Source organism: Pseudomonas sp. S30 (assembly GCF_016518545.1).
Classification (GTDB): Bacteria; Pseudomonadota; Gammaproteobacteria; order Pseudomonadales; family Pseudomonadaceae; genus Aquipseudomonas.
Genome location: NZ_JACVTO010000005.1, coordinates 143,149 through 166,764 on the forward strand (window position 1 = coordinate 143,149; position 23,616 = coordinate 166,764).

At 66.4% G+C, this 23,616-nt stretch carries 14 protein-coding genes; 11 read left to right on the forward strand and 3 right to left on the reverse strand.

The features are described 5' to 3' along the window. Window positions 1-31: 31 nt before the first annotated feature. The gene (locus tag IAE34_RS07865) at window positions 32-12,991 is read right to left on the reverse strand and encodes a non-ribosomal peptide synthetase (protein WP_200138304.1); all 12,960 of its coding nucleotides are present in this window, start codon (window positions 12,989-12,991) and stop codon (window positions 32-34) included. A 308-nt stretch (window positions 12,992-13,299) separates the two neighbouring features. On the opposite strand from IAE34_RS07865, the gene IAE34_RS07870 reads away from it, so the two are divergent. After that, entirely contained in the window at window positions 13,300-13,869 is a 570-nt protein-coding gene (locus IAE34_RS07870; RefSeq protein WP_200138305.1) for an RNA polymerase factor sigma-70, read from the forward strand. 72 nt (window positions 13,870-13,941) lie between these two features. Here the strand turns inward: IAE34_RS07870 and IAE34_RS07875 are convergent, their stop codons facing one another. Further along, entirely contained in the window at window positions 13,942-14,745 is an 804-nt protein-coding gene (locus IAE34_RS07875; protein ID WP_200138306.1) for a substrate-binding periplasmic protein, read from the reverse strand. Between the two features lie 210 nt (window positions 14,746-14,955). On the opposite strand from IAE34_RS07875, the gene IAE34_RS07880 reads away from it, so the two are divergent. Further along, window positions 14,956-15,507 (forward strand): exonuclease domain-containing protein, encoded by a 552-nt coding sequence (locus IAE34_RS07880; protein WP_200138307.1) that lies wholly within the window; start codon window positions 14,956-14,958, stop codon window positions 15,505-15,507. Window positions 15,508-15,579: 72 nt separating this feature from the next. After that, complete coding sequence (gene ppnP / locus IAE34_RS07885; protein WP_200138308.1) at window positions 15,580-15,864, forward strand: pyrimidine/purine nucleoside phosphorylase; 285 nt, start codon at window positions 15,580-15,582, stop codon at window positions 15,862-15,864. Here the strand turns inward: ppnP and IAE34_RS07890 are convergent, their stop codons facing one another. Then, window positions 15,865-16,590, reverse strand: a complete 726-nt coding sequence (locus IAE34_RS07890) for an alpha/beta family hydrolase (RefSeq protein ID WP_233631010.1) — start codon at window positions 16,588-16,590, stop codon at window positions 15,865-15,867. Between the two features lie 49 nt (window positions 16,591-16,639). On the opposite strand from IAE34_RS07890, the gene ccoN (IAE34_RS07895) reads away from it, so the two are divergent. The 8 genes from ccoN (IAE34_RS07895) (at window position 16,640) to ccoP (IAE34_RS07930) (ending at window position 23,481) form a co-directional block, all read left to right on the forward strand. Further along, window positions 16,640-18,064, forward strand: a complete 1,425-nt coding sequence (gene ccoN, locus IAE34_RS07895; RefSeq protein ID WP_200138309.1) for a cytochrome-c oxidase, cbb3-type subunit I — start codon at window positions 16,640-16,642, stop codon at window positions 18,062-18,064. 13 nt (window positions 18,065-18,077) lie between these two features. Continuing rightward, on the forward strand, window positions 18,078-18,686 hold the full coding sequence (gene ccoO / locus IAE34_RS07900) for a cytochrome-c oxidase, cbb3-type subunit II (protein WP_200138310.1): 609 nt from the start codon (window positions 18,078-18,080) through the stop codon (window positions 18,684-18,686). Window positions 18,687-18,691: 5 nt separating this feature from the next. Next, window positions 18,692-18,910: a cbb3-type cytochrome oxidase subunit 3 gene (locus IAE34_RS07905; RefSeq protein WP_200138311.1), complete on the forward strand. Its 219-nt coding sequence runs from the start codon at window positions 18,692-18,694 to the stop codon at window positions 18,908-18,910. Continuing rightward, window positions 18,907-19,845 (forward strand): cytochrome-c oxidase, cbb3-type subunit III, encoded by a 939-nt coding sequence (gene ccoP / locus IAE34_RS07910; RefSeq protein WP_200138312.1) that lies wholly within the window; start codon window positions 18,907-18,909, stop codon window positions 19,843-19,845. The genes IAE34_RS07905 and ccoP (IAE34_RS07910) overlap by 4 nt, the downstream gene beginning before the upstream one ends. A gap of 354 nt (window positions 19,846-20,199) precedes the next feature. Beyond that, the gene (gene ccoN / locus IAE34_RS07915; RefSeq protein WP_200138313.1) at window positions 20,200-21,645 is read left to right on the forward strand and encodes a cytochrome-c oxidase, cbb3-type subunit I; all 1,446 of its coding nucleotides are present in this window, start codon (window positions 20,200-20,202) and stop codon (window positions 21,643-21,645) included. Next, entirely contained in the window at window positions 21,645-22,253 is a 609-nt protein-coding gene (ccoO, locus tag IAE34_RS07920; protein WP_200138314.1) for a cytochrome-c oxidase, cbb3-type subunit II, read from the forward strand. The genes ccoN (IAE34_RS07915) and ccoO (IAE34_RS07920) overlap by 1 nt, the downstream gene beginning before the upstream one ends. Window positions 22,254-22,258: 5 nt before the next feature. After that, complete coding sequence (locus tag IAE34_RS07925; protein WP_200138315.1) at window positions 22,259-22,456, forward strand: cbb3-type cytochrome oxidase subunit 3; 198 nt, start codon at window positions 22,259-22,261, stop codon at window positions 22,454-22,456. Further along, window positions 22,453-23,481 (forward strand): cytochrome-c oxidase, cbb3-type subunit III, encoded by a 1,029-nt coding sequence (ccoP, locus tag IAE34_RS07930; RefSeq protein ID WP_200138316.1) that lies wholly within the window; start codon window positions 22,453-22,455, stop codon window positions 23,479-23,481. Before IAE34_RS07925 ends, ccoP (IAE34_RS07930) begins: the two co-directional genes overlap by 4 nt. Window positions 23,482-23,616: the final 135 nt, after the last annotated feature.

A 23,616-nucleotide genomic window follows, 5' to 3' on the forward strand; every position in this document is an offset into this window, starting at 1 on the left:
GCGAACGGGGGCGCAAGGCGCCCCTGTTCACTCACAGCCCTTCCAATGCCGCCATCAGGTCGCTCAGCCGATCCACTTTCCGATCGTCCAGGGCACTGCCCTGCAAGCCCTCGACATACACCGCCAGCTCCTCCACCGTGCTGCACTCGAACATCGCTCGCAGCGGCACGTTGAGTTGCAAGCGTTTCTGTACGCGCGAGGCGATCTGCGTAGCCAGCAGCGAGTGACCGCCCAGCTCGAAGAAGTTGTCGCGCACACCGACCCGCTCCAGCTTGAGCACCTCGGCCCAGATACCGGCCAGGGTCGCTTCCAGCTCGCTGCGCGGAGCCAGGTAGGCTTGGGTCTGCTGAGCGCCGATATCGATGGCCGGCAAGGCCTTGCGGTCGAGCTTGCCATTGGCGTTGTGCGGTAACTGGTCGAACCAGCCCCAGTGCAGCGGCACCATGTACTCGGGAAGCTCGGCGCGCAGGCGCTGCTTGAGCTGGTCGAGCAGCGTGGCGTCGGCCGTCACATCCTGATGGGCGACCAGGTAGCCGACCAGGTGTTTGCCGTTGGCACCTTCCTGAACACCCACAGCGACATCGCGCAGCTCGGGTTGCTCGTGCAGACGGGCTTCGATCTCGCCGAGCTCGATCCGGTAGCCGCGGATCTTCACCTGATGGTCGATCCGGCCGACATATTCCAGCACTCCGTCGACGCGCCGCCGTGCCAGGTCGCCGGTGCGGTACAGACGTTCGCCGGGTGCGCCGTGCGGATGCGGGACGAAGGCCAGCGCAGTGCGGACCGGATCACCGACGTACCCACGGCCCACGCCGGTGCCTGCCACGCACAGTTCACCCACGGCCCCCAGCGCCACCAAGGTCTGCTCTTCGCCATACAGGTACAGGCGGTTGTTGTCGGTGGGCGTGCCGATGGGCAGGTAACTACCCTGGGTGGACGCGGCATCGACCTGGAAGAAGGCCACGTCGTCCGAGCATTCCGCAGGGCCGTAGGCGTTGACCAGACCGATACCTGGGTAACGCTCCAGCCACTGGGCCGCGAGCTCCGGTGGCATGGCCTCGCCGGTGGGCAGCATCCAGCGCAGGCCATCGAGCGCCTGGTGATCGTTGGCCAGCATGCCCTGGATCAGCGAAGGCACGCTTTCCAGCACGGTGATGCCGCTGCGCTGGACATGGTTCAGCAGCCCCTGAGGATCGTGTGCGAGGTCGTTGGGCACGATCTCGACGCAGCCGCCGAACAAGGGCGCGGCGAGGAACTGCCACACGGAGATGTCGAAGCTCTGCGAGGCGGTCTGGGCGATCACGTCGGCCTCGTCCAGCGCCAGGTAGGGCACCTTGCTCAGCTGGTTGTTGAGCATCCCGCGCTGCTCGACCATCACCCCTTTGGGCAACCCGGTAGAGCCAGAGGTGTAGATCACATAGGCGAGGTTGTCCGGCCCGCTATGGATACCCGGATTGTGGCTGGCGCTCTGGCTGGACTGGACGTCCTCCCACACCAGCAGTGCAGGCCGGCGCGTATCGCCGAGGCTATCGAGCAACTGGCGCGCCTGCTCGGCGCAGGCAGCCGTGCACACCAGCACAGGGGTCTGGCTGAGTTCGACGATGCGTTGCAGGCGCGCAGCCGGCAGCCCCGGATCCAGCGGCAGATAACCCGCACCGGCCTTGAAGCTGCCGACGATCATGCCCAGCAAAGGCAAGCCACGCTCGGCCAGCAGTGCCACCGGCTGATCGACCGCCACGCCGGCCGTGGCCAGCGCATGGCCCAGACGGTTGGCAGCCAGATTAAGGCCCGCATAGTCGTAGGAGGCCTCCAGGCAACGTGCCACGGTGCGCTGCGGGTGGGCCGCCACACGGGCTTCGAACAACTGCACATAGCTCTGCTCGAGCGGATAGCTGCGCGCACTGCGGTTGCAGGTTTGCAGCAGGAAGTGCTGCTCTTCGGCGCCCAGCAGCGGCAAGGCGTCCATGTCGCCCTCCAGGCCATCGACCAGCGCCAGCAACAGCCGCTTGAACTCGGCCAGCAGGCGTTCGACCGTGGAATAGTCGAAGTAGCGCTGGTCGAACGACAGGTGCAACCCCAGGTCATCGCCGGGGTAGCACACGGCCGTCAGCGGGAAGTTGGTGTGGGTCCGGCCGGAATCGGAGCTGGCGTTCAGGTGCTGGGCGTGGTCGAGCACGTTGCTCTCCACCGGAGCGTTCTCGAACACGAACAGGCTGTCGAACAGCGCCTGGCCTTTGGGCAGCTCGCTGCACTCCTGGATGGCCACCAGTGGCAGGTATTCGTATTCGCGCAGTTGCATGTTGCGCTCAAGCAGGCCCTGCAGCCAGTGACGCACGCTCAGCCGCTCGCCAGCAGCGGGCAGCTGTACGCGCAGGGCGACGCTGTTGATGAACAACCCGACCGTACGTTGCATCTGCGGCAGGCTCACCGGGCGCCCGGCGACGGTGACGCCGAACAGCACGTCGCGCTCGCCGCTGTAGCGTGCCAGCACCAGCGCCCAGGCCGCCTGGGCGAAGGTGTTGACGGTCAGCTGGTGGGCCTGGGCCAGCTCGCGCAGGCGAGCGCCTTGGCTGGGCTCCAGTCGGGTGAGGCAGTCTCCCACGATCATGCCGTCGCCGGCGTGGTCATGGCGCAGCGGGCGGTCGCTGGGGATGGCCGTGGCCCGTTCGAACCCTGCCAGATTGGTTTGCCACCACTGTCTGGCCTCGTCCAGGTCCTGGCGCTGCAACCAGCTGATGTAGTCGCGGTAGCGCGGCGGCACCGGCAACTGCGCCTGACGCCCCTCACCGAGTGCCTGGTAGAGCTCGAAGAAGTCGTTCATCAGCAGCGAGCGGCACCAGGCATCGATGAGAATATGGTGGTTGCTCATCATGAACCAGTAGCCGTGCTCGGCCACACGTACCAGGCGCAGGTGGAACGGTGCCTCGCGCAGCAGTTCGAAGCCGGCTTCGCGCTCCTGCTTGTGCAGGGCCTGAAGACGTGCCTCCTGACTGGCGTCGTCGAGGTCGCGCCAGTCTTGGTAGTCCAGCGAGGTGCTGCCGGGCTTGTGGATGATCTGCAGCATGGCCTCGCCGGCGTTCCAGCTGAACGAGGCGCGCAGGGCTTCATGGCGAGCCACCACGGCCTGCCACGCCTGGGCGAAGCGCTGTGGGTCTAGGGCGCTGTTGATGCGGTAGCGGTCCTGCATGTAGTAGATGCCGGTGCCGGGTTCGAGCAGGGTATGCAGCAGCAAGCCTTCCTGCATGGGCGTCAGCGGATAGACGTCCTCGATCTGCGCGGCCGGCACCGGCAGCGCGTCGATCTGCTCCTGGGTCAAGCGCGCCAGGGGGAAGTCCGATGGGGTGAAGCTGCCGTGGCCGTCGATCAGGCAGTGCTCGATCAGCGCCAGCAGCTCCTGGCGGTAGCCCTCGGCCAACGCGGCGATGCTCTGCTCATCGTAGCGCTCGGTGCTGAAGGTCCAGCGCAGTTGCAAGGCGCCGCCATAGACCTGGCCGTCGACGCTGAGCCAGTTCGGCAGCGGCGCGTCCAGGTCGTGGGCCAGGCCCGCCGGTGCGTCGACGGGCAGGAACAGCGCTGCGTCGTCGAACTGCTGGTCGAACTGCCCCAGGTAGTTGAAGGTGATGCGTGCCTGGGGCAAGGCGGCCATGCATTCGCGGACCGGCGCATCGGCCAGGTAGCGCAGCACACCGTAGCCCAGCCCCTTGTGAGGGACCTGGCGCAGCTGCTCCTTGACCGCTTTGATCGACGCCGAACGCGCCGCATGATCGTCACCCAGCACCGGGCTCAGGCTCAGGGGATAGGCATTGGTGAACCAGCCCACGCTGCGGGTCAGGTCGATGTCCTCGAACAACCCTTCGCGGCCATGGCCTTCGAGTTGCACCAGGGCGTGCGCTTCGCCACTCCAGCGGCACAGGGTGCGCGCCAGGGCGGTGAGCAGCAGGTCGTTGACCTGGGTGTGGTAAGCCGCGGGCGCCTGTTGCAGCAACTGGCGGGTCTGCTCGGCGTCCAGCGCCATGCTCAGGGTACGGGCATGCCGATGCAGGTTGCCGCCCTGGGGATGATCGCAGGGCAGCTCGCGGCCGATATCACCGAGTTGCGCCTGCCACCAGCCCAGTTCGTCACGCAGCGAGTCGCTGCCGGCATAGCTGGCCAGGCGCGCGGCCCAGTCGCCCATGGCATGGGTCTTGGCCGGCAGAGACTGGTCGCGGTACAGCGCCTGCAAGTCTTCAAGCAGCACGCGCCAGGATACGCCATCGACCACCAGGTGATGGATGGCCAGCAACAGGCGTTGCTGTCCTGCCGCGTCGGTCAGCAAGAGCGCACGCAGCAACGGCCCCTGCGCCAGGTCGAGGCTGCGCTGGGCGTCGGTGTACAGGGCCTGGCAGTCGGCGAAATCGTCCACGGTCGCCGTCCACAGCAGCGGAGTGACCGTGGCGGCATAGTCGCCCTGCCAGTGCCCGGCCGATGCACTGAAGCGCAGGCGCAGGCTGTCGTGGTGCTCGACCAACGCCGCCAGCGCCTGCTCCAGAGCATCGGCTTCCAGCGGTTGACGCACCTGCAGCAGCACCGCCTGGTTCCAGTGTTGTGGCTGGGGCACCTGGGTTTCGAAGAACCAGTGCTGGATCGGCGTCAGGCCGATACGGCCCTGGCGCGCGCCCTGCTCGATCCGGGTGGGCGCCGCGCCCTGGGTGACCACGGCGGCCAGGGCCTGGATGGTCTGATGCTGGAACAGGTCACGCGGGGTGAACTGCAAGCCGAGCTGGCGTGCGCGGCTGACCACCTGGATCGACAGAATCGAGTCGCCGCCCAGTTCGAAGAAGTTGTCCTGCACGCCGACGCGAGGCAGGTTCAGCACCTCGCCCCAGACCTGTGCCAATTGCGCCTGTACGGGGCTGGACGGCGCCTGATAGCGCTGACCCGCCAGTTCAAGGTCCGGCGTGGGCAATGCGCGGCGGTCGAGCTTGCCGTTGCCCATCAGTGGCAGGCGCTCGAGCAGCAGCAGGTGCGCGGGCACCATGTAGTCCGGCAGGTGCTGACGCGCCTGGGCCTTGACGGCGTCGCGCAGCTGCGCCTGGGTCTGCTCGTCGGCGGTGGCCTGGGCACAGACCAGATAGCCGACCAACTGCTTGCCGCCCGGGAGGTCGAGGGCCTGGACCACGGCCGCCTCGACGTCGGGGTGGGCGTGCAGGCGGCTTTCGATTTCGCCCAGCTCGATGCGGAACCCGCGAATCTTGACCTGTTGGTCGGCGCGACCGATGTACTCCACCAGACCGTCGGCGCGCAGGCGCACCAGGTCACCCGTGCGGTACAGGCGCCCGCCGTCGTGGCTGAAGGGGTCGGCGACGAAACGTTCCGCCGTCAAGCCCGGACGATCGTGATAGCCCTGGGCGAGACCGGCGCCACCGATGTACAACTCGCCGATGCCACCCTGGGGCATGAGCGCCAGGTCTTCATCGAGGATGTAGCCGGTGCGCGCCCCGATCAGGCGACCGATCGGCACGCTGCCGGCATCGTCGGGCAGCGTCTGCGGCGCCAGGCAGGCCAGTGGCATGACCACGGTTTCGGTCGGGCCGTAGGCGTTGAAGAACTGTTGCGGCGCGAACGCCTGGCGGATGCGTTCCAGGTGCTCGCCGGTCAGTGCCTCGCCACCGGTGATCACCAGGCGCACCGGCAATCGCTCGCCACGGCTGCTCAGGTACTGGGCCAACTGGCTGCCGTAGCTGGGCGTGAAGCCCAGGATGCTCACCTGCTGCTCGCGCACCAGTTGGCAGATCTCTTCGGCGCCCCATTGCCCCTGGGCGCGCAGCACCACGCGAGCGCCGCACAGCAGCGGCGTGAGCAGGCGCTCGGTGGCCGCGTCGAAATTGATGGAGTAGAAATGCAGCTCGCAATCGTCGCTGCGCATGCCGAAGTCGACGATCACTGCCTGGCAGTGCATGGCGATCTCGCCATGGCTGACCACCACGCCCTTGGGCTTACCGGTGGAGCCGGAGGTGTAGATCAGGTAGGCCTGATGCTGCGCCACATTGAGGTTGTCCAGCGGCGCATCGCTGTAGCCGGACAGCGTCGCCTCGCCCTGTTCAGGGCTCCAGGTGGCGACGTTCGACGGCAGCTCGCCCAGGGTGGCGAGCAGATCGCGTTGGGCGATCAGCAGCCCCAGGCGGCTGTCTTCGATCATGTAGTGCAGGCGCTCGACCGGGTATTCCGGGTCTAGCGGGACGTAGGCGCCGCCGGCCTTGAGGATGGCCAGCAATCCCACGACCATCTCCAGCGAGCGTTCCAGGGCCAGCCCGACGCGCACCTGCGGACCGACACCGCGCTCGCGCAGGGCGCGGGCCAGGCGGTTGGCCTGCTGGTCGAGCTCGGCATAGGTCAGGTGGCGACCGGCGAAGGTCAATGCCCGCGCCTGCGGCGTGCGCTCGACCTGTGCCGCGAACAGACCATGCAGAGTCTGGTCCGGCTCGAAGTCCTGCTCGCCCTGCAACTGGCCGATCAGCGCCTGTTGCTCGGCGTCCGAGAGCATCGGCAACTGGCAAAGACGTTGTTGATCGTCGTCCAGCACCGCGCTCAGCAACTGTTGCAGATGCTCGGCCATGCGCGCGATGCGCGGCAGCTCGAAGAGGTCTTCGCTGTAGGTGAGGCAGCAACCCAGGCGACCGTCCAGGTCGGTGACCTCCAGGTACAGGTCGAACTTGGTGGCGCTGGCGTCGTTGACCAGGTAGTCCACCTGCATGCCGGCGAGGGTTCGGCTCTGCTGGAACGTCCAGCGCTGGACGTTGCACATCACCTGGAACAGGGGGTTGTAGGCGCTGCTGCGAGGCGGTTGCAATGCCTCGACCAGTTGATCGAAGGGCAGGTCCTGGTGCGATTGGCCGTCGATCACCGTCTGGCGGACCTGGTCGAGCACCGCTGCAGCGGTCATCTGCCCATCCAGCTCGCAACGCAGCACCTGGGTATTGAGGAAAGCGCCGATCAGCCCTTCGCTTTCCGGACGAATACGGTTGGCCACCGGCGCACCGATGCGCAGGTCGTGCTGGCCGCTGTAGCGGTGCAGAAGCACGGCCAGGGTCGCGGTCATGGTCATGAACAGGGTCAGGCCGTGGCGCGCGTTGAACGCATGCACACGCTCCACCAACGCCGGCTCCAGGTCGAAGCGGTACAGCGCGCCGCGATGGCTCTGCACGGCGGGCCGCGGACGGTCCGCCGGCAGGGCCAGCACCGGGTGCTCGTCGCCCAGGCGGTCTTTCCAGTAGGCCAACTGGCGCGCGCCCTCGCCGGCATCGAGCCACTGGCGCTGCCACACGCTGTAGTCCAGGTACTGGACCGGCAGTGGCGCCAGCGGCGACTCGCGCTCATCGACGAAGGCCTCATACAACTCGCCCAGCTCGCGGGCGAAAATGTCCATCGCCCAGCCTTCGGTGACGATGTGGTGCAGGGTCAGCACGAAGAAATGCTCACGCTCCTGGGTCTTGGCCAGGCAGGCACGCAGCAGCGGGCCGCGCTCCAGGTCGAAGGGCTGGTGGGCCTGCTCGTCGGCCAATCGCTGCAGGCCCTGCTGGCGAGCCTCCGGTGCCAGGCTAGTGAAGTCCTGCCAGTGCAGGCGCACACCGGCATCCTCGGCCACGCACTGGTAAGGCTTGCCATCGACGCTGGGGAAGGTGGTGCGCAAGGTTTCGTGACGCACGATCAGCGCGTGCAGGGCCCGCTCGAAGGCGTCCACGTGCAAGGCGCCGCGCAGGCGGGCCATGCCGCCGACGTTGTACGCCGGGCTGTCGGGCTCCATCTGCCAGAGGAACCACATGCGCTGCTGGGAATACGACAACGGCACGGCCTGGCGGCGGTCGACGCGAGCGATCGGCCCTTGCAGGTTGCGCCCACCCGCTTGCTGGATGCGGGCGATCTCGGCGCAGAAGGCAGCCAGTTCGCTGGCATCGAACAAGGCCTTGAGCGGCAGCTCGACGTCGCAGGCCTGCCGGCAGCGCGAGACGATCTGGGTCGCCAGCAGCGAGTGACCGCCCAGGGCGAAGAAATCGTCGTGCAAGCCCACCTGCGGCAGGTTCAGCACTTCGCGCCAGATGGCCGCCACCTGCCGTTGCAGGGCAGTGGCGGGCTCGACATGCTCGCGTTGCTGCCAGGCGGGCGCCGGCAGCGCGCGGCGGTCGACCTTGCCGCTGGGCCCCAGCGGCATCTGCGCCACATGGATCAACTGGGTCGGCACCAGGTAGGCCGGCAGTTGCGCGGCCAGGAGGGCCTGCAGCTCAGCGCTGCGCTCGGCGCCGCTGTAGTAGCCGATCAGTTGCGCGCCCACGGCATCCTGGTGAACCAGCACCAGGGCCTGCTCAACGCCGGGCTGGTCGAGCAGCACGGCCTGGATCTCCTCCGGCTCGACGCGGAAACCGCGTACCTTGACCTGCTGGTCGACACGGCCCAGGTACTCCAGGGCCGCACCCTGGGGCCACCAGCGCGCGCGGTCGCCGCTGCGGTACAGGCGCTGGCCGTCGCCATCGGGTTGCGGCACGAAGCGTTCCGCGGTCAGGCCGGGACGTCCCAGGTAGCCACGGGCCAGGCCAGCGCCGCCCAGGCACAGCTCGCCCGGTACACCGGGCACCGTCAGCTCGAACTGATCATCCAGCACCCGGCACAGGACGTTGGCCAGGGGACGACCGATGGGCGAGCGCTCGCCATCCTCGCACTGGGCGTGCCAGTGGGTGACGTTGATCGCGGTTTCGGTCGGTCCATAGCGGTTATGCAGTTGCACCTGGGGCAGCAGCGCCAAGGTGCGGTCGCGCAGGCTGGCCGGCAGTGCCTCGCCGCCGGAGAATACGCGACGCAGGCTGCTGCAAGCTGCGGCCAATGGCTCCTGCACGAAAACCTGCAGCAGTGGCGGCACGAAGTGCAAGGTGGTCACGCCGTAACGCTGCACCAGCCCGGCGATGCGCTGCGGATCGCGGTGCTCGCCGGGCGCTGCGAGCACCAGGCGGCAGCCGTTGACCAGCGGCCAGAAACACTCCCATACCGAGACATCGAAGCTGATCGGTGCCTTCTGCAGCAGGACGTCGCTGGCGTCCAGCGCGTAGGTGGCCTGCATCCAGTGCAGACGCTCGGCCAGCGCCCCGTGGGTGTTGCCCACGCCCTTGGGCCGGCCGGTGGAGCCGGAGGTGTAGATGACGTAGGCCAGGTGCTCGGGTTCCAGGTGCAGGCCCGGCGCATGGCTTGGCCAGCTGTCTAGGTGCAGCTGGTCCAGGGCGATGGTGCTGACGCTCTCGACCTGCGGCGTGCGCTCGCCCAGGTGGCTCTGGCTCAGCAGCAGGCTGGCGCCGCAGTCGGCCAGCATGAAGGCCAGGCGCTCGGCGGGATAATCCACGTCCAGCGGCACGTAGGCGCCACCGGCCTTGAGGATCGCCAGCAAACCGATCAGCAACTGCGGCGAGCGCTCCACGGCGATGGCCACGCAGGTGTCCGGGCCGACGCCCTTGTCGCGCAGATAGTGGGCCAGGCGGTTGGCCTGCTGGTGCAGGCTGGCGTAGTCCATTTCGCCGCCATCCCAGGCCAGGGCGATGCGCTCGGGGGTCAGGCGGGCCTGTTCGTTGAGCTGCTCGACCAGCAGCGCGGCTGGGGGCTGCGCAGGCGCCTGCCCCCAGGCCAGCAGTTGATCGCGGGCGCTGTCGTCGAGCAATCGCACCTCGCCGACCGGCAGGCCAGGCTCGGCGCACACCTGTTCGAGCAGGGCCAGCAGGTGACGCGCCAGGCGCTCGATGGTAGCCGCGTCGAACAGCTCGGCAGCGTAGTCCAGGGCCAGGGTCAGGCGGCCCTGGTGATCCTGCTCGCTGTGCAGTTGCAGGTCGAACTTGGCCTCGCGGCTATGCCAGGGCAGTTCTTCGGCGAGCAGGCCCGGCAGGCGTCGCAGGGCCGAGAGATCGCGCTGCTGGTGGTTGAACATCACCTGGAACAGGCCCTGCTCGCGCGCCTGCGGCAGTGCCTCGAGCAGTTGCTCGAAGGGCAGGTCCTGATGGGCCTGGGCATCGAGGGTGCGCTGACGTACCTGCGCCAGCAATTGCTCGAAGGGCGTGCGGCCGTCGAACTCGGCACGCAGGACCTGGGTGTTGATGAAGAATCCCACCAGGCCCTGGGTTTCCAGGCGTGGACGGTTGGCGTTGGGTACGCCGACGCGGATATCGCTCTGGCCGGTGTAGCGCTGCAGCACGGCCTGCCAGCCGGCCAGCAGCAGCATGAACAGGCTGGCCTGCTGCTCGCGGGCCAGCCGCTCCAGCGCCTGGCCCAAGGGTGCGGGCACTTTCAGGCTCAAGCGCTCGGCACGCCGGGTCTGCTGGGCGGTGCGTGGATGATCGGTATACAGGTCCAGTACCGGTGCCTGGTCGCCCAGCGCGTTTTGCCAGAACTGCAACTGGCGCGCGCCCTCGCCTTCGGCCAGCCATTGGCGTTGCCAGGTGCCGTAGTCGGCGTAACCCAGGGCCAGCGGTGCCAGTGCCAAGGTCTGGCCCTGGCAATGGGCCGCATACAGGCGGGCGAATTCGTCGAGCAGGATATTCAGCGACCAGCCGTCGGCGACGATATGGTGCAAGGTGACCCACAGCTGATGCTCGTCATCGGCCAGGCGCACCAATGTCACGCGCAGCAGCGGGCCGTGGCACAGGTCGAATGGCTGCACGGCCTCGCGCTCGCGCGCGGCGGCCACGTCCGCGGCCTCGGCGCCTTCGAGGTCCAGGTGTCGCAGGTCGAAGTCGGCCTTCGCCAGCACCTGTTGCAGCGCCTGGTCGCCGACCTGGCTGAAGCGGGTGCGCAGGGATTCGTGGCGATCCACCAGGGCCTGGAAACTGGCCTGCACGGCCAGCGGATCCAGGTCGCCACGCAAGCGCAGCCCGGCCGGGATGTTGTAGGCGGCCGAGTGCGGCTCCAGTTGCCACGTCAGCCACAGGCGATGCTGTGCCAGCGACTGGGGCAGCGCGCGAGCGCGGTCCAGGGTGGCGATGGCTTTGGCGCCCTCTGCGCCCTGCCCGCCCTGCGCCAGCAAGGTCTCGACCGCTGCGGTGTAGTCCGCCAGCACAGGCGCTTCGAACAGCGTGCGCAGGCCCAGGGCGATGCCCAGTTCATCGGACAGCCGCGCCGTCACCTGGGCGGCGGCGATGGAGTTGCCGCCCAGCAGCAGGAAGTGATCGTCGGCCGCCACCGACTCGACGCCCAGTAGCTCGCACCACAGGGCGGCGATCCGCGCTTGCAGGGCATCGCCGCTCGCGACCGGCTTACGCGCCTGCTCCGGCAGAGGGAAGCGGGCATAGCAGTCCAGGCTGCCATCTTCCATGCGCAAACGGCAGGCCGAGCGCTGCAACTTGCCGCTGGAGGTCTTGGGCAGCGCACCGGGATTGAGCAGCAGCACCACGGCCGGCGCCTGGCGGCAGGCGTCGGCGATCACCTGGCGCAGGGTCTTGATCAGGCTGTCGGCGGACTGCGCCTTCTGCACGTTACGGCTGATTTCCACCGCGACACCGATGCCCTCCTCACCACCGTCATCTACGGCGAACACGGCTACGCGGCCTTTGCGCAGCACAGGAACTTCAGATTCGAGCGTTTTTTCCAGGTCCTGCGGGTACAGGTTCTGCCCCCGGACTATGAGCATGTCCTTCAGACGCCCGGTGACGAACAACTCGCCAGCGCGCATGAAGCCCAGATCGCCGGTGCGCAACCAGGTGTGGCCGTCGCGCTGGACGAAGGTCCGCGCGCTGGCCTCGGGATTGCGCCAGTAGCCGTGGGCGATGCTGGGGCCGCACGCCCAGATCTCGCCGACCTGACCCTCGCCGAGCAGGCTCAGGTGCTGCGGGTCGACGATCTGCACGCCGTGACCCGGCTGCGCATAGCCGCAACTCATCAGCACGCTGCCCGCGCCGGGCTCGGCCCGGTTGGCGGCGAAGGCGGCAGCGTCCAGTTCCAGGGCCGCGATGCCCTGACCCCGGCGACTACCGCTGACGAACAGGGTCGCCTCCGCCAGGCCGTAGCTGGCGAAGTAGCTGCTCGACTGGAAACCGCAGGCGGCGAACCTGTCGGCGAAGGTGACCAGGCTGTCCTGGCGGATCGGCTCGGAACCCGAATACGCCACTCGCCAGCGGCTGAGGTCGAGCCCGGCCAGTGCCGCGTCGCTGACCCGCTCGCTGCACAGTCGGTAGGCGAAATCGGGGCCACCACTGATGGTACCGCCGTACTCGCTGATCGCCTGCAACCAGCGCAGCGGGCGGGCGAGGAAGTACCCAGGCGACATCAGCACGCACGGCACGCCACTGAAGATCGGCTGCAACAGGCCGCCGATCAGCCCCATGTCGTGGTACAGCGGCAGCCAACTGACGATGACATCGTCGGGATTCAGGTCGATGCCGAAGCCTTGGCGAATCAGTTGCTCGTTGGCGACCAGATTGCCGTGGCTGACCTGCACGCCCTTGGGTAGCGCAGTGGAGCCGGAGGTGTACTGCAGGAAGGCGATGTCGTCGGCGCCCAATGCCGGCGCCTGCCAGTGGCCGGCCAGGTCAGGTGCCAGCCGATCGACCGCCAGCAGCGCCGGCGCATCCTCTGCCGCCAGCGCGTCGAGCCCCTGCAGGCTGTCGTGCAGCGCCTGGACGGTGAGTAGCAGGCGCGGCTCGGCGTCGGCGATGATCGACAGCAGGCGCTGCTGATGGTGCTGGCGCGCAGACTCCGGTGGATAGGCCGGCACGGCGATGACGCCGGCATACAGGCAGCCGAAGAATGCCGCGACGTAGTCCGCCCCGCTGGGGAACAGCAGGACCGCGCGGTCACCCAGCCCCGCCCGGGCTTGCAGGGCGGCGGCGATGGTGCGCGCACGCAGGTCCAGTTCACGGTAGCTGAGCACCACCTGTTCGCGCGGATCGTCGGCGAGAAAGCGCAAGGCGATCCGGTCCGGTGTAGCCAGGGCGCGTTGCGCCAGGGCCTGGACCAGCGTGAGCGGGAGTTCGAAGGCGTCCGTCATGGAATGTTCCTGCCAGTGTCTGGGTAGGGCGGGCCGCGACCGCGTCCGGTGCGAACGGGCGGCAATGGGCGGCGGCTGGATGTACACAGGGGAACGGATGGGCAGGGCAAATAATTAGCGCCGTCGCCAAGCCGTCAAGCAGGCTTCACACGACGGTCACGCAGGCAGCGCAGCTTATATCGGGAACGAATAGAGACTCACTCACTTCTGTATTTGACAATCATTATCATTACGAATAATTTGTCGCACGTTGCAGGGAGCGCACCGTCACGCAGTGCCCCCTTTCTTTCAGAGACAAGGTGACTTCCATGGCGGAACAACTATCCACAAGTAAGTGCGATTCACCACTGCTCCAGGCATTCGTCGACAACCGCAGCATCCTCGTGAAGATCGCCGCCCGCATCACCGGGTGCCGTTCGCGCGCCGAGGATGTGGTGCAGGACGCGTTCTTCCGACTCGGCTCGGCCCCGCAGATCACGTCGTCGTTCAAGGCCCAACTCAGCTACCTGTTCCAGATCGTGCGCAACCTGGCCATCGACCACTATCGCAAGCAGGCGATGGAGCTGAAGTATTCAGGCAGCGAGGAAGAAGGCCTGAACGTGGTGATCCAGAATGCCTCGCCCGAAGCCACCCACATCAACCTCACCACGCTGGAGCACATCGCCGACTCGCTCGACGAACTGCCCAAGCGCACCCGTTACGCCTTCGAGATGTATCGCCTGCACGGCGTGCCGCAGAAGGACATCGCCAAGGAACTCGGCGTCTCGCCGACGCTGGTCAACTTCATGATCCGCGATGCCCTGATCCACTGCCGCAAGAACAGCCGCCAGGCCGAATACGATCAAGCCGGCGAGTCGTCGAGTCTGCGGCGCCGCTAGTGCGCTCTGGCCCCTCACCGGCAAACGACGGCCTGCCCGCTTTACCCCACCGCTATGGCATGCGCCCGGGCTTCACTGCCGGGGCGGCGCCTGCACGGTGATGCGGTAGGGATCGAACAACGTGGCCAGGGCGCCACGTTCGCGCAGCCGCTGCATGAGTTGCGCGAAGGCCTCGGCGCTGATCGGAGCACCGGGGCGCAGCAGCGCATAGTGGTGATAGACCTGATCGACCCGCTCCGAAGCCAGCAGCTCCTGGGCCTTGGACGGATTACGCCGCAAGTAGTCGCTCAGGTACGAGCGGGTCACCAGGGCGATGTCGGCGCGGCCATGCTGGACCATCGACAGGTTGCTGTCATGGGAATAGGTCAGGTTGGCCTGGAAGGTCTTCTTCAGGTATTCAGGGTCGGAATTGAAGCCGGCGAAGGCATAGTGGTAGCCGTTGAACAACGCCAGACGCTTGTCCTCGAGCTCGTCGAAGTAATGCTGATCGCGCCCCGGCTGTCGGCGGGCAACGAAGATCTCGGCGTCCTCGAGGCCCATGTCGACCGCGGTATGGGCGATCTTCTGCCAGCCCCACTGCGGATTCTCGAACACCGCCATGTCGGTGCGATGCTGCTGGAAATCGCCGAACCGACGCGGAATCGAGGTGGGCACCAGCACGAAGCGATAGCCGGCCTGCAACTGGTTCAGCGCCTCGGCCAGTTGCGGCAGCAGGCCGGTGTCCGCGCCCTGCTCGGGGCGAACCGTGTACGGCGGGAAGTGCGCCGCGCCGATGCGCACCTCCACCACGTCGGCAGCATGGGCGCCTGCGCCCAGGCACGAGACAGCGAGCATCAGCAGCGATGGCAGGGCCCGCAGGCCAGACAGGGGTGTCACGTGGGGCACTCGATCACGCGGTGTTGAACTCGGTGCGCCTAAGCTAGGCGTTTTCCCATCAGGGCACAACTGCTGGATGCGGCAAAGTAGAGGCAATTTGCCAGGGGATGCCCTAAGGGTCACGGATTGGCTACGCTCTAGGAGCCCGCGACCTGGCCTGGCCAGCGTCATCCATGTCGCGGCCCACAGCGTCTTGCAAGGGAGCCTGGTATGGGCCATTGGCTGGTCATCGACCTGGAGGCCACCACCGACGACGGTGGCTGGCCGGTCACCGAGATGGAAATCATCGAGATCGGCGCGAGCCTGGTCACGCGCGAAGGGCGCGAAGTGGATCATTTCCAGCGTTTCGTCAGGCCACGCCGGCGGCCGCAATTGACGCCGTTCTGCCGGCAACTCACCCACATCAGCCAGGCCAGCGTCGACTCGGCCGCCTCTTTCGTGGAGGTGTGGGCACAGTTCGAGCGCTGGCTGGGTCACCACAGCCAACAACTGCAGGCATGGGTGAGCTGGGGCGACTACGACCGCCGGCAACTGCTTCAGGAATGGCAGCACCACCAGTTGGACAGCCTGCTGCAAGGCCTGCCGCACATCAACCTCAAGCAGCGCTTCGCCAAGGCCCGTCAGTTGCAACGCCCACCCGGCCTCAATGGCGCCCTGCAACTGGCCGGCCTACAGTTTGCCGGCCAGCAGCACAGGGCCCTGGAGGATGCCCGCAACACCGCGCGGCTGTTGCCCTTGAGCCTGCCGGCCACGGGTGCCTGAAAGCAGATGACGGGCGCCGGGGGCTTGGGCATACTGGCCAGCCTTTTTCCAGCCCCTGTTCAGGAGTGGCCCATGTTCCAGGTCAACGAATACTTCAACGGCACCGTCAAGTCGATCGCCTTCAGCGGCGAGGAAGGTCCGGCCACCGTGGGCGTGATGGCGCCGGGCGAATACGAATTCGGCACCGCCAAGCGCGAGATCATGCACGTGGTCTCCGGCGCCCTGACCGTCAAGCTGCCGGGCAGCCAGAACTGGGAAACCTTCAACGCCGGCACCACCTTCAACGTGCCGGCCGACAGCAAGTTCCAGTTGCAGGTGAAGGTCGACACCGCCTACCTGTGCGAATACCGCGACTGATCAGCCGCCCGCTCCAGGCGGATTCTTCGCAGGCAGCCCGGCGAAGAATCCCGCCACCCGGTCGGCCGTCGCCTGCAGATGCTGATCATGGGTGAAACCGGAGGCCTTCAACGGCTTGAGGTCATGATCGCCCGCCACCTGCCAGCTCAGCGCGATGGCGACTGACAAGGCATAGCCCCCGACCCGCTCGCGGTTGCCCAAGGCATCGCGCTCGCCCTGCACGATCAGCGTCGGCGTGCGCAGCTGTGCCAGATGCTCGACCCGCGGCTTCTCCGGCTTGCCCGCCGGGTGGAACGGGTAGCCCAGGCATACCAGCGCATCGGCGCCCAGTTCGTCGGCCAGCAGACTGGCCATGCGCCCGCCCATGGACTTGCCGCCGATCGCCAGCGGCCCAGTGACCAAAGGTCGCACCTGCCGATACACTTCGCGCCAGCGCTCGAGCAGCACCCCCTGGGGATTCGGCGGCCTTTTTCCGCCGTTCAGGCGACGCTGGGCCATGTAGGAAAATTCAAAGCGGATGACGCCTACGCCAAGACCGGCCAGCCTTCGCGCGATCGTTTCCATGAACGGGCTGTCCATCGGCGCGCCTGCACCGTGGGCCAGGATCAGCGTCCAGGATCGCCGCCGATCTTCCAGGATCTGTGGGGGATCGACGCGCAAGCCCTGGACTTGTGCAACTTGGGCCCATTGATCCCCGTCAATACCGGCACAGTGCCCTTCTTTCATGCTTCCTCCGCTGTTTAGCCTGCCTATAACCGTGGATGGGAACCCATACATGAACACAACCAGCAGTACCGCCTATGACTACCAGGTGGTCCGCCAATTCGCCATCATGACGGTGGTGTGGGGCATCGTCGGGATGGGGCTCGGCGTGTTCATCGCCGCGCAACTCGTCTGGCCCAGCCTGAACTTCGACCTGCCGTGGACCAGCTTCGGTCGCCTGCGCCCGCTGCACACCAACGCGGTGATCTTCGCCTTCGGTGGCTGCGCGCTGTTCGCCACCTCCTACTATTCGGTGCAACGCACCTGCCAGACCCTGCTGTTCGCGCCCAAGCTGGCCGCGTTCACGTTCTGGGGCTGGCAACTGGTGATCGTGCTGGCGGCGATCAGCCTACCGTTGGGCTACACCAGTTCCAAGGAATACGCCGAACTGGAATGGCCGATCGACCTGCTGATCACCCTCGTCTGGGTCTGCTACGCCATCGTCTTCTTCGGCACGCTGATCAAACGCACGACCAAGCACATCTACGTGGGCAACTGGTTCTTCGGCGCGTTCATCCTCACCGTGGCCATCCTGCATATCGTCAACAACCTGGAGATTCCGGTCAGCCTGACCAAGTCCTACTCCGTCTATGCCGGTGCCACCGACGCCATGGTGCAGTGGTGGTACGGCCACAACGCCGTGGGCTTCTTCCTCACCGCGGGCTTTCTGGGGATGATGTACTACTACGTGCCCAAGCAGGCCGAGCGGCCGGTGTATTCCTATCGGCTGTCGATCGTCCACTTCTGGGCGCTGATCACCCTGTACATCTGGGCCGGCCCGCACCACTTGCACTACACCGCCCTACCCGACTGGGCCCAGTCGCTGGGCATGATCATGTCGCTGATCCTGCTGGCGCCCAGCTGGGGCGGCATGATCAACGGCATGATGACGCTCTCCGGCGCCTGGCACAAACTGCGCAGCGACCCGATCCTGCGCTTTCTGGTGGTGTCGCTGGCGTTCTATGGCATGTCCACCTTCGAGGGCCCGATGATGGCGATCAAGACCGTCAACGCCCTGTCCCACTACACCGACTGGACCATCGGTCACGTCCATGCCGGCGCGCTCGGCTGGGTAGCGATGATCTCCATCGGTGCGCTGTACCACACCATTCCGAAGGTGTTCGGCAAACAGCAGATGCACAGCCTGGGCCTGATCAACGCGCACTTCTGGCTGGCCACCATCGGTACCGTGCTGTACATCGCCTCGATGTGGGTCAACGGCATCGCCCAGGGCCTGATGTGGCGGGCGGTGAACAGCGACGGCACGCTGACCTACTCGTTCGTCGAAACCCTGGTCGCCAGCCACCCCGGCTTCATCGTGCGCTTCGTCGGCGGCGCGATCTTCCTCAGCGGCATGTTCCTGATGGCCTGGAATACCTGGCGCACCGTGCGTTCGCCAGCCATCGCCGTCGCCCCTGCGAACGCCCAGCTGGCTTGAGGAGAACCGCCTGATGAAACATGAAGTCATCGAGAAAAACGTCGGCCTGCTGGCCTTGCTGATGGTGTTCGCCGTCAGCATCGGCGGCCTGACCCAGATCGTCCCGCTGTTCTTCCAGGACGTGACCAACAAACCGGTCGAGGGCATGAAGCCCTATACCGCCCTGCAACTCGAAGGCCGCGACATCTACATCCGTGAAGGCTGCGTGGGCTGCCACTCGCAGATGATCCGCCCGTTCCGCGCCGAGACCGAACGCTACGGCCACTACTCGGTGGCCGGTGAAAGCGTGTGGGATCACCCCTTCCTGTGGGGCTCCAAGCGCACCGGGCCGGACCTGGCCCGGGTGGGCGGACGCTATTCGGACGACTGGCACCGCGCGCACCTGTACAACCCGCGCAACGTGGTGCCGGAGTCGAAGATGCCCGCCTACCCCTGGTTGGTGGCGCAGCCGGTGGACAACAGCCACACCGAGACCAAGCTGCGCGTGATGCGCTCGCTGGGTGTGCCCTACAGCGACGAGGACATCGCCGGTGCCCGCGACGCGGTCAAGGGCAAGACCGAGATGGATGCACTGGTCGCCTACCTGCAGGTGCTCGGCACCTCGATCAAGAACAAGAGGTGAACGCCATGGAAATGGACATCGGCATGATCCGCGGCGTGGGCACCCTGGTGGTGATGATCGCCTTCATCGGCCTGTCGCTGTGGGTGTTCAATCGACGCCGCGACCGTGATTTCGCCGAAGCGCGCCTGCTGCCCTTCGACGACGACCGCCTGCCCCCTGCCGGGCAGGAACCAGCTGCTGTGCCTGCAGCCGTGACTGCAGTGGTGAGGAGTAACGGGCAATGACCACCTTCTGGAGTACCTACATCAGCGTACTGACGCTCGGCAGCCTGGTCGGACTGACCTGGCTGCTGCTGGGCACGCGCAAGGGCCAGAGCGGCAACACCACCGACCAGACCATGGGTCACAGCTTCGATGGCATCGAGGAGTACGACAACCCGCTGCCCAAGTGGTGGTTCTGGCTGTTCGTCGGCACCCTGGTGTTCTCGGTGGGCTATCTGATCCTCTACCCGGGCCTGGGCAACTGGAAAGGCATCCTGCCGGGCTACGAGGACGGCTGGACCCAGGTCGGCGAATGGCAGAAAGAGATGGACAAGGCCGACGCCCGGTTCGGACCGATCTTCGCCAAATTCGCCGCGATGCCGGTGCAGGAGGTGGCCAAGGATCCCCAGGCGCTGAAGATGGGCGCACGTCTGTTCGCCTCCAACTGCGCGGTGTGCCACGGCTCCGACGCCAAGGGCGCCTACGGCTTCCCGAACCTCACCGACAAGGACTGGCGCTGGGGTGGCGAGCCCGAGACCATCAAGGCGTCGATCATGAACGGCCGGCACGGCGTGATGCCGGCCTGGGCCGAAGTGATCGGCGAACAGGGCGTCACGGATGTCTCGGCCTACGTGCTGACCGGCCTGGCTCATCGCAGCCTGCCGCAAGGAGTCAAGGCCGACCCGGTCAAGGGCAAGGACATCTTCGCCAGCACCTGCGTGGCCTGCCACGGCCCCGAAGGCAAGGGCATCGCGGCCATGGGCGCCCCGGACCTGACCCATCCGCAGGCGTTCATCTACGGTTCGAGCCTGGCGCAGTTGCAGCAGACCATTCGCTATGGTCGCCAGGGACAGATGCCGGCCCAGGCCGAGATCCAGGGCAACGACAAGGTGCATCTGCTGGCAGCCTATGTTTACAGCCTGTCACAGGATGACCCGGCCCAGACCACCCAGCCGTAATACCTTTCCCCGCCAGTCCCGCGCTTCTGTGGTGGTGCCGAGTCGGTCAAGTCCGACTCCGCATCGCCACAGGAGCGCTGTCGTTTCAGCCAGGCTTGACGGACGCCACCCCAGTCGCCGTTATATCCCATCGCGCTTGTGAAGTGGCTGAAACGCGCTTTAAAAGCCTGACCGATCGATCAGAAAATTCCGAGAAAAGGTACACATAACAGTTATTTGTTTGTGTACAATCACCTAGCCTGCGCTCGATACCGCCGAATGAACCGCATCGCCCGTGGGCATCGGCGCGTTGCCTTGCGTAGCCTCGCCACCGATCGTCCACTCACAAGAACAGCCCAAGCGTGGAACCTCGACATGCCTACAATCGCTGCCCATCCCCCTGCCTACAACTACAAGGTCGTCCGCCAGTTCGCCCTCATGACCGTGGTATGGGGCATCGTCGGCATGGGGCTGGGGGTGTTCATCGCCTCGCAACTGGTGTGGCCGCAGCTGAACTTCGACCTGCCCTGGACCAGCTTCGGCCGCCTGCGACCGCTGCACACCAACCTGGTGATCTTCGCCTTCGGCGGGTGCGCGCTGTTCGCCACCAGCTATTACGTGGTGCAGCGCACCTGCCAGACACGCCTGTGCAGCGATCGCCTGGCCGCCTTCACCTTCTGGGGCTGGCAGGCGGTGATCGTCGGCGCGCTGGTCAGCCTGCCGCTGGGCTACACCACCACCAAGGAATACGCCGAGCTGGAGTGGCCCATCGCGATCCTGCTGGCCATCGTCTGGATCGCCTACGCGGTGGTGTTCTTCGGCACCCTGATGAAGCGCAAGACCCGGCACATCTATGTGGGCAACTGGTTCTACGGCGCTTTCATCCTGGTCACCGCCATGCTGCATGTCGTCAATCACGCGGCCCTGCCGGTGAGCCTGTTCAAGTCGTACTCGGCGTATGCCGGCGCCACCGACGCGATGATCCAGTGGTGGTATGGCCATAACGCCGTGGGGTTCTTCCTGACCACCGGTTTCCTGGGGATGATGTACTACTTCGTGCCCAAGCAGGCCGAGCGGCCGATCTACTCCTATCGGCTGTCGATCGTCCACTTCTGGGCACTGATCACCTTGTACATCTGGGCCGGCCCGCACCACCTGCACTACACCGCCCTGCCCGACTGGGCGCAGTCGCTGGGCATGGTCATGTCGATCATCCTGCTGGCGCCGAGCTGGGGCGGCATGATCAATGGCATGATGACGCTCTCCGGCGCCTGGCACAAACTGCGGACCGACCCGATCCTGCGCTTTCTGGTGGTGTCGCTGGCGTTCTACGGCATGTCCACCTTCGAGGGCCCGATGATGGCGATCAAGACCGTCAACGCCCTGTCCCACTACACCGACTGGACCATCGGTCACGTCCATGCCGGCGCCCTGGGCTGGGTGGCGATGATCACTATCGGCGCCCTGTATCACATGATTCCGCGCCTCTACGGGCGCACCCAGATGCACAGCATCGGCCTGATCAACGCGCACTTCTGGCTGGCGACCCTCGGCACCGTGCTGTACATCGCCTCGATGTGGGTCAACGGTATCACCCAGGGCCTGATGTGGCGCGCCGTGAACAGCGACGGCACGCTCACCTATTCGTTCGTCGAGGCGCTGCAAGCCAGCCACGCCGGCTATGTGGTGCGCGCGGTGGGCGGTGCCTTCTTCGCCTCGGGCATGCTGCTGATGGCCTATAACGTGACGCGCACGGTACGTGGCGCGAAGCCGGCCGAGGCCGAACAGGCCGCCCGGATCATCGCCGTGGGAGCGCCGTGATGAAGCATGAAATCGTCGAGAAGAACATTGGCCTGCTGGCCTTCTTCATGGTCGTTGCCGTGAGCATCGGTGGCCTGACGCAGATCGTCCCGCTGTTCTTCCAGGATGTGACCAACAAGCCGGTCGAGGGCATGAAGCCGCGCACCGCACTGGAGGTCGAAGGCCGGGACATCTACATTCGCGAAGGCTGCGTGGGCTGCCACTCGCAGATGATCCGCCCGTTGCGCGCCGAAACTGAACGCTACGGGCATTATTCGGTGGCCGGTGAAAGCGTGTGGGATCACCCTTTCCTGTGGGGCTCCAAGCGCACCGGGCCGGACCTGGCCCGGGTCGGTGGGCGCTATTCGGACGACTGGCACCGCGCGCACCTGTACAACCCCCGCAACGTGGTGCCCGAGTCGAAGATGCCAGCCTACCCCTGGCTGGTGGAGAATCGCCTGGACGGTCAGGACACGGCGAAGAAGCTCGAGGTGCTGCGTACCCTCGGCGTGCCTTACAGCGATGCGGACATCGCCGGTGCGCGCGACGCAGTCAAGGGCAAGACCGAGATGGACGCGCTGGTGGCCTACCTGCAGGGCCTGGGCACCTTGATCAAGAGCAAACGGTGATGGCGATGGATATAGGAACGATTCGCGGCCTGGGCACCCTGGTGGTACTGCTGGCCTTCGTCGGCCTGGCCCTGTGGGTGTTCAGCCCGAGGCGCAAGCAGGCTTTCGACGAGGCCACGCAGTTGCCGTTCGCCGACGACCCCGAGGCGCGGTCGCGCCTGGAGCGCGCGCACGACCAGACACCCGGGAGCGAGCGACCATGACCACGTTCTGGAGCCTGTACGTCAGCGTGCTGACCCTGGGCACGATCCTGGCCCTCATCTGGCTGCTGCTGTCGACCCGCAAGGGCCAGCGCGACGAACTGACCGAGCAGACCGTCGGACACGCCTTCGACGGCATCGAAGAGTACGACAATCCCCTGCCGAGCTGGTGGTTCTGGCTGTTCGTCGGCACCATCGTCTTCGCCCTGGGCTACCTGGTGCTGTATCCGGGCCTGGGGAACTGGCGCGGCCTGCTGCCTGGCTACGCCTACCTGGATGCGGACACACGCAGCGAATTCGGCGACGGCGAACGCGGCTGGAGCGGCGTGCACGAATGGGAAAAGGAAATGGCCAGGGCCAATGCCCGCTTCGGCCCGATCTTCGCCAGGTTCGCAGCCATGCCGTTGGAAGACGTGGCCAAGGATCCCCAGGCGCTGAAGATGGGGGCGCGGCTGTTCGCCTCCAACTGCGCGGTGTGCCATGGCTCCGATGCCAAGGGCGCCTACGGCTTTCCCAACCTCACCGACAGCGACTGGCGCTGGGGGGGCGAGCCGCAGACCATCAAGGCCTCGATCATGAACGGTCGAATGGGCGTGATGCCTGGCTGGGGCCCGGTGATCGGCGAACAGGGCGTGGCGGACGTGGCGGCCTATGTGTTGACGGACCTGGCCGGCCGCAGCCTGCCAGAGGGTGCCAAGGCCGACCCGCAGAAGGGCCAGGCAATCTACGCCAGCACCTGTGTGGCCTGCCATGGCCCCGAAGGCAAGGGCACCGCGGTCATGGGCGCGCCGAACCTCACCCGCCCCCAGGCGTTCATCTACGGCTCCAGCTTCGCCCAGCTGCAACAGACCATCCGTCATGGCCGCCAGGGGCAGATGCCAGCCCAGGCCCAGATCCAGGGCAACGACCGTGTGCACCTGCTGGCCGCCTATGTCTACAGCCTGTCCCAGCAAGCGCAGCCCGCTACGCCAGCCTCAGCCGAGGCGCTCGAAACACCGACGCCGCCAGCGAAACCGGCCGCTCACTGACCTGAATCAATTGACACCTTGCCGTACACGAATATCGTCGGCAACCCAACGCGGCTAAAGGTCGCAGCGCGGTCCGAGCCCGCCATCAGCGGCGTATCATGACTCGCAGAGCGCCCCTGCCGGGCGCATGACCAG

What these genes read in the sequence shown, in the direction of transcription:
- IAE34_RS07865 (WP_200138304.1), bottom strand. Translation starts at nt 12,991, where the DNA reads ATGACGGACGCCTTCGAACTCCCGCTCACGCTGGTCCAGGCCCTGGCG.
- IAE34_RS07870 (WP_200138305.1), top strand. Translation starts at nt 13,300, where the DNA reads ATGGCGGAACAACTATCCACAAGTAAGTGCGATTCACCACTGCTCCAG.
- IAE34_RS07880 (WP_200138307.1), top strand. Translation starts at nt 14,956, where the DNA reads ATGGGCCATTGGCTGGTCATCGACCTGGAGGCCACCACCGACGACGGT.
- ppnP (WP_200138308.1), top strand. Translation starts at nt 15,580, where the DNA reads ATGTTCCAGGTCAACGAATACTTCAACGGCACCGTCAAGTCGATCGCC.
- IAE34_RS07890 (WP_233631010.1), bottom strand. Translation starts at nt 16,590, where the DNA reads ATGAAAGAAGGGCACTGTGCCGGTATTGACGGGGATCAATGGGCCCAA.
- ccoN (WP_200138309.1), top strand. Translation starts at nt 16,640, where the DNA reads ATGAACACAACCAGCAGTACCGCCTATGACTACCAGGTGGTCCGCCAA.
- ccoO (WP_200138310.1), top strand. Translation starts at nt 18,078, where the DNA reads ATGAAACATGAAGTCATCGAGAAAAACGTCGGCCTGCTGGCCTTGCTG.
- IAE34_RS07905 (WP_200138311.1), top strand. Translation starts at nt 18,692, where the DNA reads ATGGAAATGGACATCGGCATGATCCGCGGCGTGGGCACCCTGGTGGTG.
- ccoP (WP_200138312.1), top strand. Translation starts at nt 18,907, where the DNA reads ATGACCACCTTCTGGAGTACCTACATCAGCGTACTGACGCTCGGCAGC.
- ccoN (WP_200138313.1), top strand. Translation starts at nt 20,200, where the DNA reads ATGCCTACAATCGCTGCCCATCCCCCTGCCTACAACTACAAGGTCGTC.
- ccoO (WP_200138314.1), top strand. Translation starts at nt 21,645, where the DNA reads ATGAAGCATGAAATCGTCGAGAAGAACATTGGCCTGCTGGCCTTCTTC.
- IAE34_RS07925 (WP_200138315.1), top strand. Translation starts at nt 22,259, where the DNA reads ATGGATATAGGAACGATTCGCGGCCTGGGCACCCTGGTGGTACTGCTG.
- ccoP (WP_200138316.1), top strand. Translation starts at nt 22,453, where the DNA reads ATGACCACGTTCTGGAGCCTGTACGTCAGCGTGCTGACCCTGGGCACG.